Origin of the sequence: Citrobacter europaeus (assembly GCA_020099315.1) — a bacterium.
GTDB lineage: Bacteria > Pseudomonadota > Gammaproteobacteria > Enterobacterales > Enterobacteriaceae > Citrobacter > Citrobacter europaeus.
Genome location: CP083650.1, coordinates 2,037,729 through 2,056,504, shown reverse-complemented (window position 1 = coordinate 2,056,504; position 18,776 = coordinate 2,037,729). Strand labels below are relative to the sequence as shown.

At 52.9% G+C, this 18,776-nt stretch carries 18 protein-coding genes; 10 read left to right on the top strand and 8 right to left on the bottom strand.

What is annotated here, in order from left to right; translation table 11 throughout:
• Nucleotides 1-9: 9 nt before the first annotated feature.
• The 3 genes from LA337_09725 to LA337_09715 are packed head-to-tail and all read left to right on the top strand — an operon-like array spanning nt 10 to nt 3,669.
• On the top strand, nt 10-822 hold the full coding sequence (locus LA337_09725) for a class I SAM-dependent methyltransferase (GenBank protein UBI17942.1): 813 nt from the start codon (nt 10-12) through the stop codon (nt 820-822).
• Nucleotides 819-1,676: a ModD protein gene (locus tag LA337_09720; GenBank protein UBI17941.1), complete on the top strand. Its 858-nt coding sequence runs from the start codon at nt 819-821 to the stop codon at nt 1,674-1,676. The genes LA337_09725 and LA337_09720 overlap by 4 nt, the downstream gene beginning before the upstream one ends.
• A gap of 22 nt (nt 1,677-1,698) precedes the next feature.
• Nucleotides 1,699-3,669 (top strand): TonB-dependent receptor, encoded by a 1,971-nt coding sequence (locus LA337_09715; GenBank protein ID UBI17940.1) that lies wholly within the window; start codon nt 1,699-1,701, stop codon nt 3,667-3,669.
• A 780-nt stretch (nt 3,670-4,449) separates the two neighbouring features.
• Here LA337_09715 and LA337_09710 read toward each other — a convergent pair.
• Entirely contained in the window at nt 4,450-4,704 is a 255-nt protein-coding gene (locus LA337_09710) for a GlsB/YeaQ/YmgE family stress response membrane protein (GenBank protein ID UBI18430.1), read from the bottom strand.
• Nucleotides 4,705-4,905: 201 nt separating this feature from the next.
• Between LA337_09710 and ycgR the strand changes: the two genes are divergently transcribed.
• A complete protein-coding gene (gene ycgR, locus LA337_09705; GenBank protein UBI17939.1) occupies nt 4,906-5,640 on the top strand; it encodes a flagellar brake protein YcgR in 735 nt (244 codons plus the stop codon).
• Nucleotides 5,641-5,651: 11 nt separating this feature from the next.
• Here ycgR and emtA read toward each other — a convergent pair whose 3' ends face one another.
• Nucleotides 5,652-6,263 carry a membrane-bound lytic murein transglycosylase EmtA gene (gene emtA / locus LA337_09700; protein ID UBI17938.1) on the bottom strand — a complete coding sequence of 204 codons (612 nt, stop codon included), beginning with the start codon at nt 6,261-6,263 and terminating at the stop codon, nt 5,652-5,654.
• A 98-nt stretch (nt 6,264-6,361) separates the two neighbouring features.
• On the opposite strand from emtA, the gene ldcA reads away from it, so the two are divergent.
• Nucleotides 6,362-7,276 (top strand): muramoyltetrapeptide carboxypeptidase, encoded by a 915-nt coding sequence (gene ldcA, locus LA337_09695; protein ID UBI17937.1) that lies wholly within the window; start codon nt 6,362-6,364, stop codon nt 7,274-7,276.
• 97 nt (nt 7,277-7,373) lie between these two features.
• Entirely contained in the window at nt 7,374-9,107 is a 1,734-nt protein-coding gene (locus LA337_09690; GenBank protein ID UBI17936.1) for a potassium/proton antiporter, read from the top strand.
• A 92-nt stretch (nt 9,108-9,199) separates the two neighbouring features.
• On the opposite strand, the gene dadX is transcribed toward LA337_09690, so the two are convergent.
• Together dadX and LA337_09680 are read right to left on the bottom strand one after the other, a co-directional pair.
• A complete protein-coding gene (dadX, locus tag LA337_09685) occupies nt 9,200-10,270 on the bottom strand; it encodes a catabolic alanine racemase DadX (protein UBI17935.1) in 1,071 nt (356 codons plus the stop codon).
• Between the two features lie 12 nt (nt 10,271-10,282).
• The gene (locus LA337_09680) at nt 10,283-11,581 is read right to left on the bottom strand and encodes a D-amino acid dehydrogenase (protein UBI17934.1); all 1,299 of its coding nucleotides are present in this window, start codon (nt 11,579-11,581) and stop codon (nt 10,283-10,285) included.
• Between the two features lie 322 nt (nt 11,582-11,903).
• Between LA337_09680 and LA337_09675 the strand changes: the two genes are divergently transcribed.
• Nucleotides 11,904-13,436: a SpoVR family protein gene (locus LA337_09675; protein ID UBI17933.1), complete on the top strand. Its 1,533-nt coding sequence runs from the start codon at nt 11,904-11,906 to the stop codon at nt 13,434-13,436.
• A 31-nt stretch (nt 13,437-13,467) separates the two neighbouring features.
• On the opposite strand, the gene fadR is transcribed toward LA337_09675, so the two are convergent.
• Nucleotides 13,468-14,187, bottom strand: coding sequence for a fatty acid metabolism transcriptional regulator FadR (gene fadR / locus LA337_09670; GenBank protein UBI17932.1), 720 nt, complete (start codon nt 14,185-14,187; stop codon nt 13,468-13,470).
• A 236-nt stretch (nt 14,188-14,423) separates the two neighbouring features.
• On the opposite strand from fadR, the gene nhaB reads away from it, so the two are divergent.
• The 3 genes from nhaB (at nt 14,424) to LA337_09655 (ending at nt 17,092) form a co-directional block, all read left to right on the top strand.
• Nucleotides 14,424-15,968, top strand: coding sequence for a Na(+)/H(+) antiporter NhaB (nhaB, locus tag LA337_09665; protein ID UBI17931.1), 1,545 nt, complete (start codon nt 14,424-14,426; stop codon nt 15,966-15,968).
• A gap of 141 nt (nt 15,969-16,109) precedes the next feature.
• Nucleotides 16,110-16,640 carry a disulfide bond formation protein DsbB gene (dsbB, locus tag LA337_09660; GenBank protein ID UBI17930.1) on the top strand — a complete coding sequence of 177 codons (531 nt, stop codon included), beginning with the start codon at nt 16,110-16,112 and terminating at the stop codon, nt 16,638-16,640.
• Between the two features lie 110 nt (nt 16,641-16,750).
• The gene (locus LA337_09655; GenBank protein ID UBI17929.1) at nt 16,751-17,092 is read left to right on the top strand and encodes a DUF1971 domain-containing protein; all 342 of its coding nucleotides are present in this window, start codon (nt 16,751-16,753) and stop codon (nt 17,090-17,092) included.
• Nucleotides 17,093-17,121: 29 nt separating this feature from the next.
• Here the strand turns inward: LA337_09655 and LA337_09650 are convergent, their stop codons facing one another.
• The 3 genes from LA337_09650 to LA337_09640 form a co-directional block, all read right to left on the bottom strand.
• On the bottom strand, nt 17,122-17,568 hold the full coding sequence (locus tag LA337_09650; GenBank protein ID UBI17928.1) for a YcgN family cysteine cluster protein: 447 nt from the start codon (nt 17,566-17,568) through the stop codon (nt 17,122-17,124).
• A gap of 92 nt (nt 17,569-17,660) precedes the next feature.
• Complete coding sequence (locus LA337_09645) at nt 17,661-18,320, bottom strand: fumarylacetoacetate hydrolase family protein (GenBank protein UBI17927.1); 660 nt, start codon at nt 18,318-18,320, stop codon at nt 17,661-17,663.
• Nucleotides 18,321-18,389: 69 nt separating this feature from the next.
• Complete coding sequence (locus LA337_09640) at nt 18,390-18,683, bottom strand: YcgL domain-containing protein (GenBank protein ID UBI17926.1); 294 nt, start codon at nt 18,681-18,683, stop codon at nt 18,390-18,392.
• Nucleotides 18,684-18,776 lie beyond the last annotated feature (93 nt).

Here is an 18,776-nt window from a genome sequence, read left to right as displayed (position 1 = left end):
GGGATAAGAATGCTCATTGACGACATTGATTTTGCCGATCTTTACCGTAAACAGTTACAACTGGCGAACAGAACCGAGAAAAAGCCGGAGCACTGGGATAAACGTGCGGAAAAAATGGCGGAGAATTGCGCCTCATTAACCGACAGCTATCTGCTGCAGCTGTTGGGGAAGATCGACCTGAAAGGCGCAGAGTCGCTGTTTGATATGGGCTGCGGGCCCGGTACGGTCTCGCTGGCGCTGGCTAAAAAGATGCCAATAATTTACGGCGTAGATTACAGTCAGGGAATGCTGAGCGTAGCTGCCCGCCGCGCCGTACAAATGAATGCCCATCACGTACAGTGGGTGCAGCGGGCCTGGGAAGAGCACTGGGATGATTTACCCCAGTGCGATATCGCCGTCGCCTCGCGCTCCACGCTGGTTGCCGATATGCGCCAGGCGATGACCAAACTGAATAATCAGGCCCGGCTGCGGGTTTATACCACTCATCTCGTCAGTTCATCTTTCGTTTCTCCCACCATTCAACGTGCGCTGGGCCGCGAAGTGATTGAGCTTCCCAACTATATCTATGCGCTTAATGTCCTGTATCAGATGGGGATCCACGCGCACGTTGATTTTATCCGCGGACCCAACTGCCAGCAGGACAACAGCACCTGGACACGTTTTCTCGAAAACGTGCGCTGGAGTATGGGGGACCTGAGCGCCGACGAGATCGAACGTCTGGAAGCCTGGTATCAGCAGCAGGATCCTCGCGCGATTGCCCCCGCCAGTCGTGACTGGGCGCTTATCTGGTGGGACAGCGTTCCGCAGGAGGCGCTGAGATGATCTACTTTTCGCAGGCGCAAACCGACGCGCTGCTGCTGGAAGATATCCAGGGCGGGGATCTGACCACCCGCGCGCTGGGTATCGGCGCGCAACCTGGTGTTATGACGTTTTACCATCGCCAGGGCGGATGCGTTAGCGGCACCGCCGTTGCCAGACAAATGCTCACCTCATTAGGTTTAACCGTCAGCGACGGGGTGGCCGATGGTGAACAGGTCAGCGCCGGACAGCAATTGATTCGCGCGCACGGAAATGCGGCAGCGCTGCACCAGGGTTGGAAAGCGGTACAAAATGTCCTGGAGTGGAGCTGCGGGGTTTCGGGCTATCTTGAGAGTATGTTGAGCCAACTACGCCAACGCTATCCTGATGGGCAGATTGCCTGCACCCGCAAAGCCATCCCCGGCACGCGTTTGTTGGCGACTCAGGCAATACTCGCCGCCGGGGGCATTATCCATCGCGGAGGATGCGCCGAGACGCTACTGCTGTTCGCTAATCACCGCCGTTTTCTTACCAACTCAAACGACTGGACAGGCGCGATTGCGCGCTTACGCAGCCATGCGCCAGAAAAAAAGATCGTCGTCGAAGCGGATACGCCAGCTGAAGCATTAGCCGCGCTACGTGCCGCCCCCGATGTTCTGCAACTCGACAAATTTACCCCTGAGCAGGCAACAGAAATTGTCCGTCTGGCCCCTTCTCTGGCCCCCCATTGCACGCTGGCGCTGACTGGCGGCATTACCCTCGCCTCGCTGGCGAGTTATCTCGACTGTGGCATCAGACTTTTCATCACTTCCGCGCCTTACTACGCTCCGCCTGCGGATATCAAAGTTAGCCTGAGCCCGGACACACGTGGCATATAACATTTATAAATGGACTAAAAGAATGAATTTCAACAAAAGTTGTCTTTACACAGCCCTGTCGTTTGCTTTCGCGCATAGTGCTTTTGCTGGGCTGGAAAGCGAAACCATGACCGTCTGGTCAAGCCCGGCCTCTGCGGCAACCACTACGGTTCTCGGCCAGGAAACGATCCAACAGCTGGATAAACAAAACGTGGCGCAGGCGCTGAGCGTCGTCCCCGGCGTAGTGCTGCAAAAATCAGGCAACCGTAATGAGCAGCAGGTAAAGGTGCGCGGGTTTGACAGCCGTCAGGTTCCCGTCTTTTTTGACGGTGTGCCGGTGTACATCCCCTATGACGGCAACCTCGATTTAGGCCGTTTCCTGACATCCGATATCGCTTCGGTTGAAGTCTCCAAAGGCTACTCGTCTCTGCTACAAGGGCCTAACCAGATGGGCGGCGCCATTAATATCACCACCAAAAAGCCCACCAAACCAATTGAAGGCAGCATTGGTTATCGTCAGGGCTGGAGTCGTAGCAAAGACAACGCCCACGATATGCACGCTTCATTTGGAGCCAGTAACGATCTGGGTTACATCCAGCTCAGCGGCAGCCAGCTGAAGCAGGATTTCCTTGGCTTACCGCACGGCGTGGACAATCCGGTTGCGGGCAGTCACGGCAAGATTGCCAACTCCTCCGCCGATGATAAACGCGGCATCGTGAAGCTGGGCTTTACCCCTCGCGGCGATGATGAGTATGTGCTGACCTATATTAATCAGGACGGTGAAAAAGATAACCCACCGTACGCCGGAACCAGCAGTCAGAAATCACGCTACTGGCAATGGCCGCAGTACGATAAAGAGAGCTATTACTATCAGGGAACTACCCATCTGGGCGACCGTTTTACCCTGAAAAGCCGTCTGTATCGCGATACTTTTGAAAATACGCTGATGATGTATAACTCGCTTGCCGATCTGAAAAATAAGAAAGGCAGCTATAGCCATTATTCGGACTACAGCGATGGGGCTGGCCTGCAGCTCGCTGCGGATATGCGTGAAAACGATCTGCTCTCTTTCGCCGTAAACTGGAAGGATGATGTTCACCGCGAGAAAGGGGCGCCGAATGCGGCTTACGACCGTTACGAAGACCGTACCTGGTCTGTTGCCAGTGAATACCAGTGGGCAGCCGCGGACAATGTCGATGTGGTGGCGGGAATAAGCTATGACTGGCGCGACAGTCTGGAAGGTATGAAACACGAGAAAAACGGCAGCGTCACTCACTACGATGACAACAATCAGTCGGCCTTTAACTGGCAGGTGATGACCAAATACCACTTTGAAAATTCAGACACACTGGCGCTGTCCTACTCTGACAGAACGCGCTTCCCAACGTTGAAAGAGCGCTACACGACCTCAAAACCGGCTTATAACCAGGTGGCGCTGGTCAATCCGCAGTTGAAACCGGAACGCGCCCGCAGCGTAGACCTGACCTGGAATGGTTCACTTAGCCAGAACTGGGGCTTTGAAGCCAGCGTCTATTACAACCGCATCAGCGACGCGATTCTGTCGCACAACATTGATGCCGACACTATCCAGAATCAGAACAGTGGTCGGGTGGATTACACCGGCCTTGATGCCGGTGTTAAAGGTAAGGTCTTTGATATGCTGGACGTCGGGCTGAGCTATGGCCTTATCCATGCAGACGTCAAACGCAGCGACATCGGCAAAATAACCGATTTGCCGACGCAAACCCTGACCGCCTGGATGACGCTGAAACCGTGGGATCCGCTGAGCATTACGCTGTCTGAAGAAGCCCGTTCGTCGAGCTATAGCAATAGCGACGGCTCGCAGAAAGCCGCGGGTTTCGCCATTACCCATTTACGCGCTGACTACGCTATCGGTCACGGGTTCAGCGTTAACGCTTCGGTCAATAATCTGTTCGATACGCAGTACGTTTATAGTGAAGGATTTATTGAAGAAGGCCGCAATTACTGGGCGGGGATTGAGTATCAATTCTGATATAGCGATGCAGAGAAACGGCCCCACTCGGAGTAATGCTGTTCAGTTAACGCCTTAGTTTCAGAAAGTATCGCCTGTGTGGGTAGAAGTTATGAATATGCACTCTCAGATAAAGGGTTCCGTTCACCTCATATCCATAGTTTCTCTGAAACGCCGATTCCTGTGAACGTGTAAAGGGCGTTCTTCGCCACGCCCTTTACAATCCCGGCTCCCGGCAGGAAAATTGCCACTTCGTGGTTCCCTCCGCTTATTCCTTCAGGCTATCGGGCCGGGCGCGAGGTAGCATCCATGCAAAGCGCGCCCTGACCCCGCATCCATGCGGGTTCTCCCTGCCTTACGGAAACACGTCGGCAATTTTCAGCCGGACCAACCACACCTGACCACCTGTATTTTTATCTGATTATGTCTGAACAGCAAAAGAGATTTAACTGAAAGTCAGAGAGTTGAAGCGATGACCCGTATCCGGCTGAAAATCGATGAGGCGTTGACGGCTGACCGGGTCTGTCCGCAAGGATGCGGACAGAGGGGACGGACTGCATGGACGTAGGCTCGGCCCCGACCCAACAGGCAGACGGAATAAGACGAATAGCTCGCGCAGCGACGATTTTCCCGCCGGGAGCCTGGGATGCAAGGGAAGTGGCGGCGAGCCTCCCTTGCACGTTCACGGGTGTCTGCGGTTCAGAGAAATGACACCGTTAAGGTGAACGGAACCCTGAGCAAGAATCACATGTTCACCTTACATGCTTAACTGAACGGCATTACCGCTCGGGGGCCGTTCGATTAATCTCGTCGTACAAGCCGGAAGACACCCAGCACGACAATCGCGCCGACCACGGCCACCAGGAAGCTGTGGAGATTAAACCCGCTGACATCGCCGCCGATACCAAACATCGTTGCCAGCCATCCACCGACCACAGCACCGACAACACCCAGAATACAGGTCAGGATAAATCCACCGCCATCGCGCCCCGGCATAATCAGTTTGGCGATAACCCCCGCAATCAGACCAAAAATAATCCAGGCAATAATTCCCATTTTCAGGCCCTCTTTCCAGTGAACGCACGCGCAAGACATTCCTGCGCCAGCCTTTAAAGTATAGGCAAACCATCGCTAAGTGCTGTTTTCACGCAGACTTAATTCATTGGCGTTGGTAAAAAATTTCATCCATTTGTATTAAGTTCCGTTGATTGATGCCGATAATCCAACGATAAACCAGGCATCCAGGAGTCATTAGGTGTGAGTAACTACAATGAGCAGTTCCTGAAGCAAAATCCGTTAGCGGTGTTAGGCGTACTCCGGGACTTAAATTCGCAGCAGGTTCCGCTGCGTATCTCCTGGGCGGGTGGCCAGTTCATCAGCAAAATATTGGCGGTCAACCCAGACGAACTGATCATGGATTTTGGCAGTCAGGAATACGAAAACCAGGCCGTGCAGCGTGCCAGCCAGATAACAATTATCGCCGAAACGCAGGGAGCCAAAGTGGAGTTCACCCTGCCACAGCTGAAAAAAGGCGAATACCAGCGACTACCCGCATTTATCTCATCGTTACCACCGTCCCTGTGGTTCGTCCAGCGTCGGGAATATTTCCGCATCGGCGCTCCGCTGCATCCTCCCTATCGTTGTACGGTAAAAATGCCGGACAACAGCACACTCTGTTTTCGCTTATTCGATTTGTCGCTTGGCGGTATGGGCGGGCTGTTAGAAACGCCGAAACCAGAGGGGCTGGTGGAAGGCATGCGCTTCTCGCAGGTTGAACTGAACATGGAGCAATGGGGGGTGTATAACGTTGACGCTCAGCTTATTTCCATTAGCGAACGCAAAGTTATCGACAGTAAAAACGAAACCATTACCACTCCCCGCCTGAGCTTTCGTTTTCTCAACGTCGGCCCGGCGGTGGAGCGGAACTTACAGCGGATTATTTTTTCCCTTGAGCGCGAAGCCAGGGAAAAATCGAACAAAGTGCGCGATTAACATCACCTGAATTACATTACATCCAGCGCTTGCTGAAGCTTCCAGATATAGCGCGGAGCCTGCGGCGCCGGATGATTGTCCGCAACATGTTCAATAAATTCATCCGGACTGAGATCGTTGATCTTATTGATGGCTTTCTTCCTGTCGGAAGAGAACGTTCGCAGCAGTGCCCCCGCGCCGTTGGCGTACGATACCACCAGCGCATATTGCATCACCTGCGGATCTTCGATCCCGGCCAGCGGCCCGGTCTCCAGAATGCTCAGGTAGGCGGCCCCCATCGAGATATTGCGCTCAGGATTTTTCAATTCGCTGGTCGACGGTTCTCCGCTCCATCCCATACGACGATAAACATCGCGTCCTGAAGTAGAGGCTTTTAACTGCATCAGGCCGATCGCATTAGACTTACTGACCGCATTCGGGTTACCGCCTGATTCAATAGCGATGATAGCGGTAATCAATTGTGGACTGACACCCCAGGCCGCACCGGCTTTTTCGCTAATCGGCATCCATTGCATTGCGCGTTTAACCGGAACTTCAGCATTCCACGGCGGATTTTTGTAATCCTGTTTTGAACTACAGCCCGCAAGTAATACAACCAAAAAAGCAAACCATCTCAATTTCACGTCATCTATCCTTATAGCCGGAACCTGTCGCTGAGGTGACAACGACATACCTACGCGGCATGATATACATTTGGTTTTAGTTGTAGCAAGGAAATGCCATGTCCCGGTTTCACTTAATTGCCCCGTCGGGCTACTGTATCAACCAGCAGGCCGCCTTACGCGGGCTTGCGCGTCTTACTGAGGCCGGTCATCAGGTCGACAATTCAGCGGTTATTGCGCGCCGCAGCCAGCGTTTTGCGGGTACAGAAGCAGAGCGTCTGGCTGATGTGAACTCGCTGGTAAATCTGAAAACGCCCGATACCATTGTGATGGCGGTACGCGGCGGCTATGGCGCGAGCCGTTTACTGGAAGATATTGACTGGCAGGCGCTGGCGGACCGCCAGCAACACAACCCGCTGCTGCTGTGCGGGCACAGCGATTTTACGGCGATCCAGTGTGGTCTGCTGGCGCAGGGGAATGTGATTAGCTTCAGCGGCCCGATGCTGGCGGCTAACTTCGGCGCCGAGGAGATGAACGCATTCACCGAGCACCATTTCTGGCAGGCTCTGCGCAATGCCCAATTCACCCTCGAATGGCAGGGTAACGGCCCGGCGTGTGCGACAGAAGGGACGCTATGGGGCGGAAACCTGGCGATGCTTATTTCGCTGATGGGTACGCCGTGGATGCCGGCTATCAAAAACGGCGTTTTGGTGCTGGAAGATATTAACGAGCATCCGTTTCGCATTGAGCGCATGCTGCTGCAACTGTATCACGCGGGAATACTGGCCCAGCAAAACGCCATTATCCTCGGCAGTTTTAGCGGCAGCGCGCCTAATGATTACGACGCAGGTTACAATCTTGATTCAGTTTGTGATTTTCTGCGCGCCAGGCTGTCGGTTCCGTTGATCGACGGCCTTGATTTTGGCCATGAACAACGCACTGTCACCCTGCCTTTGGGAGCCAGAGCGATGCTGAAAAACGATAAAAACGGCACTCAGCTCACTATTAGTGGGCATCCGGTATTAAAATCGTAAAAAAAGCGGTTAAGAGGGCTAAGTAAAACGCTGTTTCTGTCGTTAATATGTTAGGGTTTATTAATACGAAACAGCGTAATTCAGGAGTAACCGAACGTTGGATGCCGCAGCAATTATCAGCCTTTTTATTTTGGGTTCCGTTCTCGTCACCTGCAGTATCTTACTCAGTTCATTTTCATCACGTCTTGGTATCCCTATTCTGGTGATATTTCTCGCTATCGGTATGTTAGCGGGCGTCGACGGCGTGGGCGGTATTCCTTTCGATAATTACCCTTTTGCCTACATGGTGAGTAACCTGGCGCTGGCGGTTATCCTCCTCGACGGCGGGATGCGCACCCAGGCCAGCTCTTTTCGCGTCGCTTTAGGCCCGGCGCTATCGTTGGCAACCGTCGGGGTGCTGATTACCTCCGGACTCACTGGCATGATGGCCGCGTGGCTGTTCCATCTGGATCTTATCGAAGGGCTGCTGATTGGCGCGATTGTGGGTTCAACCGACGCCGCGGCGGTCTTTTCCCTGCTTGGCGGTAAGGGTCTTAACGAACGTGTTGGCTCTACGCTGGAAATTGAATCCGGTAGTAATGATCCGATGGCGGTTTTTTTGACCATCACGCTTATCGCCATGATCCAAAATCACGAGACCGGTTTAAGCTGGATGTTTGCGGTGCATATTATCCAGCAGTTTGGCTTAGGCATCATGCTGGGACTCGGCGGCGGCTACTTGCTCCAGCAAATGATTAACCGTATTTCGCTGCCTGCCGGGCTTTATCCGCTACTGGCGTTAAGCGGAGGGATCCTGATCTTTGCCCTGACCACTGCGCTGGAAGGCAGCGGTATTCTGGCCGTTTATCTGTGTGGTTTCCTGCTGGGTAATCGCCCCATCCGCAACAGGTTTGGTATTTTGCAAAACTTCGACGGTCTGGCCTGGCTGGCGCAAATCGCCATGTTCCTGGTGCTCGGACTGCTGGTTACACCGTCTGACCTGCTGCCTATCGCAATCCCTGCGTTAATTTTGTCTGCGTGGATGATATTTATTGCCCGCCCGCTTTCGGTGTTCGCCGGACTGCTGCCATTTCGAGGCTTCAATCTGCGCGAGCGCATTTTCATCAGTTGGGTGGGTCTGCGCGGCGCAGTTCCGATCATCCTCGCCGTCTTCCCAATGATGGCAGGTCTGGAAAACGCGCGCCTGTTCTTTAACGTCGCATTCTTCGTGGTTCTGATCTCGCTGCTGTTTCAGGGAACGTCGCTTTCGTGGGCCGCTAAAAAAGCCAAAGTGGTGGTCCCTCCGGTCGGCTGGCCCGTGTCGCGCATTGGTCTGGATATTCATCCGGATAATCCCTGGGAGCAGTTTGTTTATCAGCTCAGCGCGGATAAGTGGTGTGTGGGCGCCGCGCTGCGCGACCTGCATATGCCGGAAGAAACGCGAATTGCCGCCCTGTTTCGTGACAACGTGCTATTTCACCCCTCCGGCAGTACGCGCCTGCGCGAAGGCGATGTATTGTGTGTTATTGGCCGAGAGCGCGATCTCCCTGCTCTCGGCAAGCTGTTCAGCCAGTCCCCGCCGGTGTCGTTGGACCAGCGCTTCTTCGGTGACTTTATTCTTGAAGCCAGCGCAAAATATGCCGATGTGGCGCTGATTTATGGCCTGGATGATGGCACAGAGTATCGTGATAAGCAGCAAACGCTGGGGGATATTGTCCAGCATCTGCTTGGCGCCGCGCCGGTCGTCGGTGACCAGGTTGAATTCGCTGGCATGATCTGGACGGTTGCCGAGAAAGAAGATAATGCGGTACTGAAGGTCGGTGTTCGCGTTGCTGAAGATGAGGATGAGTAACGCGGATATTTTTGCCGGGTAGCGGCTGCGCCGTACCCGGCCTACAAAATGAGGCCTGATAAGCGCATCGCTATCAGGCAGCCCTACAAAAGTTACACTGTCACCACCGGCACGCGCAGCGCCAGAGAACACATCAATTCGTAACCCACCGTACCCGCGGCGCTGGCTACATCGTCAATTTTAATCTCTTTGCCCCACAGCTCTACCGGCGTCCCTATCCCCGCCTGCGGACACGGCGTCAGGTCTACCGCCAGCATATCCATTGAGACTGTTCCCACCGTAGTGGTACGTACGCCATCCACCAGCACCGGTGTTCCGCTTGGCGCATGGCGCGGATAACCGTCTGCATAGCCGGTCGCTACAATGCCAATACGCTGCTCGCCGCTGGCGGTGTAGCGTCCTCCGTAACCCACCCGGTCTCCGGCTTTCAGCGTTTGTATGCCGATTATCTCGCTGCTCAGAGTCATCACCGGTTTGAGGCCGGTATTGGCGATGTCCTGCCATTGTCCCGACGGCGATGCGCCATACAAGATAATACCCGGACGAACCCAGTCATAATGTGCTTCAGGGTGCCACAACGTGGCGGCCGAATTGGACAGCGAGCGTCGGCACTCCAGCCCTTCTGTCGCCTGCGCAATACGCGCCATGGCCTCCCGGATACCTTCCGGGTGCTCCGCATCGGCAAAGTGTGACATCAGCGTCATTTCACCAACGTTGGGCATCGCCCGCAGCTGTTGCCAGACCGTGGAAACTCTGTCCGGTAAGAAACCCAGCCGGTTCATGCCGCTGTTCACCTTCAGGTAAACATCCAGCGGCGCGTTGAGGCGCGCATTCTGCAACGCTTTTAGCTGCCAGTTACTGTGTACACAGGTGGTCAGACGATATTTGTCATACACAGTTAAATCTTCGGCGTGGAAAAAACCCTCCAGCATGAGTATCGGGCCTTTCCATCCGCGCTCGCGCAGGGTTATCGCTTCTTCAAGATTGAGCATGGCAAAACCGTCGGTTGTGCCCAGCGCATTCCAGACGCGTTCAATGCCGTGTCCGTACGCATTGGCTTTCACCACCGACCAGACGCGAGCGTCCGGCGCGGCCTGGCGGGTGATGCTCAGGTTTTGTTTCAACGCCTGCAGGTCAATGCTGGCCAGTATCGGGCGAGTCATCTCACGTCCTTATCAGTTATGTGCGCCATGTAAATGCCGTGGGCGAGATGGAGTAAACCCCGGGCTGTAGCGCGCCACGCTCAGATCGTCGTAAGGAATGGCTGGTGTGCGGCCAGAAAGAATGTCGCTCAGCAACTGACCCGAGCCGCAGGCCATAGTCCAGCCCAGCGTACCGTGGCCGGTGTTGAGTAGTAGATTCTTAAAGCGGGTTCGCCCAACCACCGGTGTACCGTCCGGAGTCATCGGACGAAGCCCGGTCCAGAAAGTTGCCTGTTCCACATGACCACCACGCGGGAAGAGATCGCGTACAACCATCTCCAGCGTTTCACGACGAGGTTGTAGCAATTCCGTATTGAAGCCGACAATTTCCGCCATGCCGCCCACACGAATACGGTTATCAAAGCGGGTAATGGCGATTTTGTAAGTCTCATCAAGGATAGTAGAAACCGGCGCGCCGTCATCTTGCGCCACCGGAATGGTCAACGAATAGCCTTTGAGCGGATAGACCGGAATATCAACGATGCCTTTCAGCATCGCCGTAGAGTACGAGCCAAACGCCATTACATAGGCATCTGCTTTGACTATCTCTTCGCCGCACTGAACGCCGTAAATCTGCTCACCATCGCTCAGCAGCTTATCGACCGGCGTATTAAAACGAAACTTAACGCCAGCCTGCTCCGCCATCAGCGCCAGACGCTGGGTAAACAGCTGACAGTCACCCGTTTCATCATTCGGTAAACGCAGACCGCCGGTCAGCTTGTGCGCCACTTCCGCCAGCGCCGGCTCGACTTCAGCCAGGCGGCTTGCTTCCAGCAACTGATAGGGTACGCCAGCGTCTTCGAGCACGGCGATGTCGCGGGTGGCGTTCTCATACTGTTGAGCGGTACGGAAAAGTTGCAGGGTTCCGCCCTGGCGCCCTTCGTACTCAATACCGGTAGAAGCGCGCAGCGCTTTCAGGCAATCACGGCTGTATTCCGCCAGACGCACCATGCGTCCTTTGTTTTCCATGTAATGGCTGGTGTCGCAATTGCGCAGCATTTGCCACATCCATTTCAACTGGAACTGGGTCCCGTCGAGGCGCACGGCCAGCGGAGCATGGCGCTGAAACATCCATTTAATTGCCTTCAGCGGTACACCTGGCGCCGCCCATGGTGCTGCATAACCTGGAGAGATTTGCCCCGCGTTCGCCGCACTGGTTTCCAGTGCCGGACCGGGCTCACGATCAATGACGGTGACATCGTGTCCAGCCTGACTTAAATACCAGGCGCTGGTCACGCCAACGACACCACTTCCCAGTATGACAACTCGCATAGCCACTCCGTTAACAGTAAAAGAACAATCATCTAATTACATCTTGATAACTCAGTTGAAAATATTATTCAACATATGGCTTTTTTATGGTGACTTATCTCACATATAGCGGTGACAGCGGGGAACTCTCTGCTTTGGCATCTCCTGCTGTGCGTTATTTTTATCCAGCATAAAATTTTGCGACCATACCGTTTTTCGACGCCTCGCTAACGAGAAATCGCAAAGAAAAAATTTCAGCCGCAGCACGTTTTTTAACACCATGATCTATGCTTGAAATGAGGTACTCCAGACAGAGAGTGCCGCCAACAATGAGGGTGCGCGAATGGCTACGATTGATTCCATGAACAAGGACAGCACACGGTTAAGCGATGGACCCGACTGGACGTTTGATCTGCTGGATGTCTATCTGGCGGAAATAGACCGCGTGGCGAAACTCTACAAACTGGATACCTACCCGCACCAAATCGAGGTAATCACCTCCGAACAGATGATGGACGCTTACTCCAGCGTCGGGATGCCAATCAACTATCCACACTGGTCGTTTGGTAAAAAGTTTATCGAAACCGAGCGCTTGTATAAGCATGGTCAGCAGGGGTTGGCCTATGAGATCGTTATCAACTCCAATCCGTGTATCGCGTATCTGATGGAGGAGAACACCATCACCATGCAGGCGCTGGTGATGGCGCATGCCTGCTACGGACATAACTCCTTCTTCAAAAACAACTACCTGTTCCGTAGCTGGACGGATGCCAGTTCCATCGTCGATTACCTGATCTTCGCGCGAAACTATATTACCCAGTGTGAAGAGCGTTATGGCGTGGATGAAGTCGAAAAGCTTCTCGACTCCTGTCACGCGCTGATGAACTACGGCGTGGACCGCTACAAGCGTCCACAAAAAATCTCGCTACAGGAAGAGAAAGCCCGGCAGAAAAGTCGTGAAGAGTATCTGCAAAGTCAGGTGAATATGTTATGGCGCACGCTGCCGAAGAAAGAAGAAGAGAAAACCGTTTCACAAGCCCGGCGTTATCCTTCTGAGCCACAGGAGAACCTGCTGTACTTCATGGAAAAGAACGCCCCACTGCTGGAATCCTGGCAACGCGAAGTCCTGCGTATTGTGCGTAAGGTCAGCCAGTATTTTTACCCGCAGAAACAGACGCAGGTGATGAACGAAGGTTGGGCTACTTTCTGGCATTACACCATCCTGAACCACCTTTATGATGAAGGTAAAGTCACCGAACGGTTTATGCTGGAGTTTTTGCATAGCCATACCAACGTGGTGTTCCAGCCGCCGTACAACAGCCCGTGGTATAGCGGGATAAACCCGTATGCCCTGGGTTTTGCGATGTTCCAGGATATCAAACGTATTTGTCAGTCGCCGACCGAAGAGGACAAATACTGGTTCCCGGATATAGCGGGCTCAGACTGGCTGGAAACTCTGCACTTCGCGATGCGTGATTTCAAAGATGAGAGCTTCATTAGCCAGTTCCTGTCACCGAAGGTTATGCGTGATTTCCGCTTGTTTACCGTACTGGATGACGATCGTCATAATTATCTGGAGATTTCAGCGATCCACAACGAGGAAGGATATCGCGAAATCCGCAACAGGCTGTCGTCGCAATATAACCTGAGCAACCTGGAGCCGAATATTCAAATCTGGAACGTCGATCTGCGCGGCGATCGCTCGCTCACCTTGCGCTATATTCCGCATAACCGCGCTCCGCTGGATAAAGGACGCAAAGAGGTGCTTAAGCATGTGCACCGGCTATGGGGTTTTGACGTGATGCTGGAGCAGCAGAATGAAGATGGTAGCGTGGAGTTGCTGGAGCGTTGCCCGCCGAGGATGAACGGTCTGTAAAAACAAAACCCCTCGAATGAGGGGTTTTTAATTAGCGTCCCTGAATAGCTAAATCGCTCGGCAGGTTCTTCTGCATACGATGCCAAATCTCGCCGCTGTCGTGACCATAGCGACGCACCGTTTCATAAACCTGCTCATGAGCGCCATGCTCGCACAGTTCTGACAGCTTATGGTAGAAGCTCAGCGCCAGCGCGCGCGCTTCCGGATTGGCAAAATAATGGCGGCCAATGCGGGTATATAATCCTTTCATACCATTAAGGATCAAACCGTAAATCGGATTACCGGAGGCAAATGCCAGACCGCGGAAAATGTTATAGTCCAGATCGGCGAACGCATCAGCATGGTCGGCCACCTGATTTGCCGTCGCCAGAACCTCCTGCGCTTTATCAGGATGCTGGCGAAACGCGGTACGAATAAAGATCGTCGAGATGTTGGTACGCACGGACAGCAGATTATCGATAAGCTGCGGAACGCTCTCGTGATCGAGACGCGCCAGCGTTTCAAGGATATTCAGCCCGGAGGTTTCCCAGAAGTTATTCACCTTCGTCGGTTTGCCGTGTTGAATGGTCAACCAACCGTCACGCGCCAGACGCTGTAATACCTCGCGTAACGTGGTACGTGTCACTCCGATCAGTTCAGAGAGTTCACGTTCAGCAGGCAAAATAGTGCCAGGTGGGAAGCGGTTATTCCAGATACTTTCAATGATGTACTCTTCCGCGAACCCAGCCGGGCTTTGCGCCTTAATGACCATAGTAATAATTCCATTACACAGCAAAACATAGTTACAGTTATCATACCAGACGGGTTACATAGCTGATAGCTGACGCAATGAAGAAAAAGTAGATCAAGGCTTCATTTTCCAGATAACGCTAAAGCGCAGCCAGCCTTGCCCGTCGCGTGAATAGCTTGCCTGTACTCCCTCCTCCCGCTAAGCTTTGCGGTCAAACATAAAAATATGATTTCATTTTTAAAGGTAGGGAAATCACCATGGAGCTATCATGGGGTCGCGCTATGTGGCGCAATTTTTTAGGTCAATCACCTGACTGGTACAAACTTGCACTGCTCGTCTTCTTAGTCGTTAACCCGATTATATTTTTTATTAATCCTTTTATTGCGGGCTGGCTGTTGGTGGCCGAGTTCATCTTTACGCTGGCGATGGCGTTAAAATGTTATCCGCTGCTACCAGGTGGGCTGTTAGCTATCGAAGCAGTCATCATCGGTATGACCAGCGCCACGCATGTGCGTGAAGAGGTTGCCGCTAACCTTGAGGTGTTATTGCTGCTGATGTTTATGGTGGCTGGCATCTACTTTATGAAACAGCTGCTGCTGTTTATTTTCACCCGCCTGCTGCTTACGATTCGCTCCAAAACGCTGCTGTCGCTGGCTTTTTGCGTTGCTGCCGCCTTCCTTTCTGCGTTTCTTGATGCGCTGACCGTCGTTGCCGTGGTGATCAGCGTCGCGGTCGGTTTCTATGGTATTTACCATCGCGTCGCCTCTTCCCGCGCGGAAGACAACAACATGCTCGATGACAGCCATATCGATCAGCACAATAAGGTCGTACTGGAGCAGTTTCGTGGTTTTCTGCGTAGCTTGATGATGCACGCGGGCGTCGGTACGGCGTTAGGCGGCGTAATGACGATGGTCGGCGAACCGCAAAACCTGATTATCGCCAAAGCGGCGGGCTGGCATTTTGGTGACTTCTTCCTGCGCATGTCGCCGGTCACCGTACCTGTGCTGATTTGCGGCCTGTTAACCTGTGTGCTGGTCGAGAAATTACGCTGGTTTGGCTATGGCGAAACGCTGCCGGAGACCGTCCGCGATGTCCTGCAACAATTTGACGATCAAAGCCGTCAGCAACGTACTCGTCAGGATAAAATCAAACTGATTGTTCAGGCTATTATCGGCGTCTGGCTGGTGGTTGCTCTGGCCCTGCATCTGGCAGAGGTTGGATTAATTGGCCTGTCCGTCATCATTCTGGCAACGTCGTTGACCGGCGTTACAGACGAACATGCTATTGGCAAAGCGTTTACCGAGTCGCTGCCGTTCACCGCCCTGCTGACCGTGTTCTTCTCTATTGTTGCGGTTATTATCGATCAACAGCTCTTCTCGCCGATCATTCAGTTCGTATTGCAGTCCTCTGAACATGCTCAGTTGACGCTGTTCTATCTCTTTAACGGCCTGCTGTCTTCAATCTCTGATAACGTTTTTGTCGGCACCATCTATATTAACGAAGCCAAAGCAGCGCTGGAACAAGGGACCATCAGCCTCAACCAGTACGAACTGTTAGCGGTAGCGATTAATACCGGGACCAACCTGCCTTCCGTGGCTACACCAAACGGTCAGGCGGCATTCCTGTTCCTGCTGACCTCCGCGCTGGCACCATTGATTCGCCTCTCTTATGGCCGCATGGTGTGGATGGCTCTGCCGTATACTCTCGTCCTGACGCTCGTTGGTCTGCTTTGCGTCGAGTTCACGCTGGTACCGGTGACCGAGTGGATGACTCAAACGGGCTGGTTAGCTACACTTTCATAACAATTAACCGGGCAAATCACTGCCCGGTTTGACTTTTTGCATGATAATTATCCGATTACGCAAATTTTCAATTCCCGCTAGTGGCGCATAAATTGAATTGGTTTAAACTGCGGTCTCTACGCATGTTGCAGGGAAATTATTATGTTGCGATTTTTAAACCAATGCTCCCGAGGTCGTGGAGCATGGTTATTGTTGGCGTTAACCGCCTTTGCGCTGGAACTCGTTGCGCTGTGGTTCCAGCACGTCATGCTGCTAAAACCTTGCGTGTTGTGTATTTACGAACGTAGCGCATTATTCGGCGTGATGGGTGCGGGGCTGGTGGGGGCTATCGCGCCAAAGACACCGCTGCGCTATGTGGCGATGATAATCTGGATTTACAGTGCCTGGCGTGGGCTTCAGTTAGCGTATGAGCACACCATGATTCAGTTGCACCCATCACCGTTCATGACCTGTGATTTTGCAGCCCGCTTCCCGAGCTGGCTGCCGCTGGACAAATGGCTGCCGCAGGTGTTTTTAGCATCCGGTGACTGTGCTGAACGCCAGTGGTCTTTTTTAACCCTGGAAATGCCACAGTGGCTGTTGGGGATCTTCGCCGCTTACCTGGTGGTCGCCGTGCTGGTATTCATAGCACAGCCGTTTAAACCGAAAAAACGTGACCTCTTCGGTCGCTAACAGAGACGCTCCTTCGGGAGCGTTTTTTTTGCCTTAAATCCATTGCCTGCTGGCATCTATAAAATGTATATTAAATACATCTTATAGATGCCACACGAAGGAGATGTCTTATGTCCCATTTACGCATCCCGGCAAACTGGAAAGTGAAACGCTCTACTCCCTTCTTTACCAAAGACAACGTCCCGGCAGCACTTCTTTCTCACCATAACACCGCAGCAGGCGTGTTTGGTCAGCTCTGTGTAATGGAAGGTACGGTAACGTATTATGGCTTTGCCAATGAAGACGCAAAAGAGCCCGAAGTGAAGGTAGTGATTAATGCCGGTCAGTTCGCGACCAGCCCACCGCAGTACTGGCATCGTGTTGAATTAAGCGACGACGCACAATTCAACATTAACTTCTGGGTGGAAGATGACAACCACTCCGATGAGATGTATCAGGCGAAAAAGTCTTAAACCTTAACGCCTGCTAATCGATGGGCGGCTCAGTCCGCCCATGAAGGTTTGTTCAGGATATGATCCTGCCAGTCACGTACTTCCGATTCTTTCACCGCAATATGACGAACTGAGATACGTTCACCGTGCATCGCCGCTTTAGACCCCGTCAGCAACGGATGCCACTCCGGCAGCCCTTTACCTTCCGCGAGCAGACGATACGCGCAGGTCATTGGCAACCATTCAAAAGTCGGCAAATTATCGCGCGTCAGTTTGATGCAGTCAGGCTCGTACTCGAATCGACGTTCGTAATTACGGCACTGACAGGTTTTGATATTGAGTTGCTTACACGCGACGTTGGTAAAGTAGATTTCGTCGGTGTCTTCATCCATCAGCTTATGCAGGCAGCATTGACCACACCCGTCACATAATGACTCCCACTCGGCATCGGTCATTTCATCAAGGGTTTTACTTTGCCAGAAAGGTATGTCGCTCATCAGGGTTTCCGCTATTGCATTAAAGCTGCACCTTATAACCAGTCTGGCACGCTGATGCAAGTTTTGCCGCCCGAAAAGGCGGCAAGCAGAGATTACAGTACGCGGGTCGTCAGCGTTTGACCGTTAAAACTGATCGCCAGTTCATCACCGCTGCTTAATGGCCCCACGCCTGCTGGCGTGCCCGTCAGCACAACATCACCCGCTTTGAGGGTAAAGAAACGACTCATATAGGCAATCAAAGGAACGATTTGATGGATCATATCCGCCGTGGAGCCGTGCTGACGCTGTTCACCGTTGACCGTTAACCCGAGCATCGTATCCTGTGGATCGCCGTTAAATTCCGCTACGGGAATAAATCCTGACAGCGGGCAAGAGTTATCAAAACCCTTCGCTTTTTCCCATGGCTGCCCCGCTTTCTTCATTTTGCCCTGGATATCGCGCAGGGTCAGATCCAGTGCAACGCCATAACCCACGATGGCTTTGCGCACATGATCTTCCGTCGCCTGTCGCAGGGTCGCGCCAATCAGCACAGCCAGCTCAACTTCATGGTGAACCGACCCCATATCAGATGGGATCACCAGCGGCTGGCGTAAATCGCACAGTGCGGTTTCCGGTTTAATAAACAGCACCGGCTCTTCGGGGGGGGTTCCGCCCATCTCTTTAATATGGTTGGCATAGTTACTTCCTACGCAAACCACCTTACTCACCGGATAATCCAGCAGAGCACCATGCCAGTTGTGATGTTGATACATTACTTTCCCCTAACGTAGTCATAGATTTCAGGTACTGCATCGATGGAACGTGCTGCTGGCGGATGCAGTTTAACGTTTAGCGTCTGGTGTATTTTGTTTTGTCGCAGCCAGATGCTGTTTAAGTAAATCTTCTGGCGGCGGTGGTATTTGTAAATAATAGCCCTGCTCGGCCAGGGCCTGTTTTACTTTTTCAAGATCGGCATTAACCAATTTTTTTCGACCATCAAGCGGTAACATCATTGCCAGCGTCGGCTGACCAAATCCTTTCATCAGTTCTTCAGGAACGCGTGAGAAATCGTCTTTTTTTTCGACATATAAATAGGTCTGGTCACGTTTGCTGCTTCGGTAGATCACACAAAACATATCTTTTACTCTGAATTCACGGAATGGTGGCTTGCCTCAATATAATACTGACTATAACATGCCTTATAGTCTTCGGAATATCACCCCGCGCTG

Excerpts from the sequence above, each read along its gene's own strand:
- LA337_09720 (UBI17941.1), top strand. The coding sequence starts at position 819 with ATGATCTACTTTTCGCAGGCGCAAACCGACGCGCTGCTGCTGGAAGAT.
- LA337_09640 (UBI17926.1), bottom strand. The coding sequence starts at position 18,683 with ATGTTTTGTGTGATCTACCGAAGCAGCAAACGTGACCAGACCTATTTA.
- LA337_09680 (UBI17934.1), bottom strand. The coding sequence starts at position 11,581 with ATGCGAGTTGTCATACTGGGAAGTGGTGTCGTTGGCGTGACCAGCGCC.
- nhaB (UBI17931.1), top strand. The coding sequence starts at position 14,424 with ATGGAGCTATCATGGGGTCGCGCTATGTGGCGCAATTTTTTAGGTCAA.
- LA337_09715 (UBI17940.1), top strand. The coding sequence starts at position 1,699 with ATGAATTTCAACAAAAGTTGTCTTTACACAGCCCTGTCGTTTGCTTTC.
- LA337_09655 (UBI17929.1), top strand. The coding sequence starts at position 16,751 with ATGTCCCATTTACGCATCCCGGCAAACTGGAAAGTGAAACGCTCTACT.
- dsbB (UBI17930.1), top strand. The coding sequence starts at position 16,110 with ATGTTGCGATTTTTAAACCAATGCTCCCGAGGTCGTGGAGCATGGTTA.
- LA337_09725 (UBI17942.1), top strand. The coding sequence starts at position 10 with ATGCTCATTGACGACATTGATTTTGCCGATCTTTACCGTAAACAGTTA.
- LA337_09710 (UBI18430.1), bottom strand. The coding sequence starts at position 4,704 with ATGGGAATTATTGCCTGGATTATTTTTGGTCTGATTGCGGGGGTTATC.
- ldcA (UBI17937.1), top strand. The coding sequence starts at position 6,362 with ATGTCCCGGTTTCACTTAATTGCCCCGTCGGGCTACTGTATCAACCAG.
- LA337_09650 (UBI17928.1), bottom strand. The coding sequence starts at position 17,568 with ATGAGCGACATACCTTTCTGGCAAAGTAAAACCCTTGATGAAATGACC.
- dadX (UBI17935.1), bottom strand. The coding sequence starts at position 10,270 with ATGACTCGCCCGATACTGGCCAGCATTGACCTGCAGGCGTTGAAACAA.
- LA337_09675 (UBI17933.1), top strand. The coding sequence starts at position 11,904 with ATGGCTACGATTGATTCCATGAACAAGGACAGCACACGGTTAAGCGAT.
- fadR (UBI17932.1), bottom strand. The coding sequence starts at position 14,187 with ATGGTCATTAAGGCGCAAAGCCCGGCTGGGTTCGCGGAAGAGTACATC.
- LA337_09645 (UBI17927.1), bottom strand. The coding sequence starts at position 18,320 with ATGTATCAACATCACAACTGGCATGGTGCTCTGCTGGATTATCCGGTG.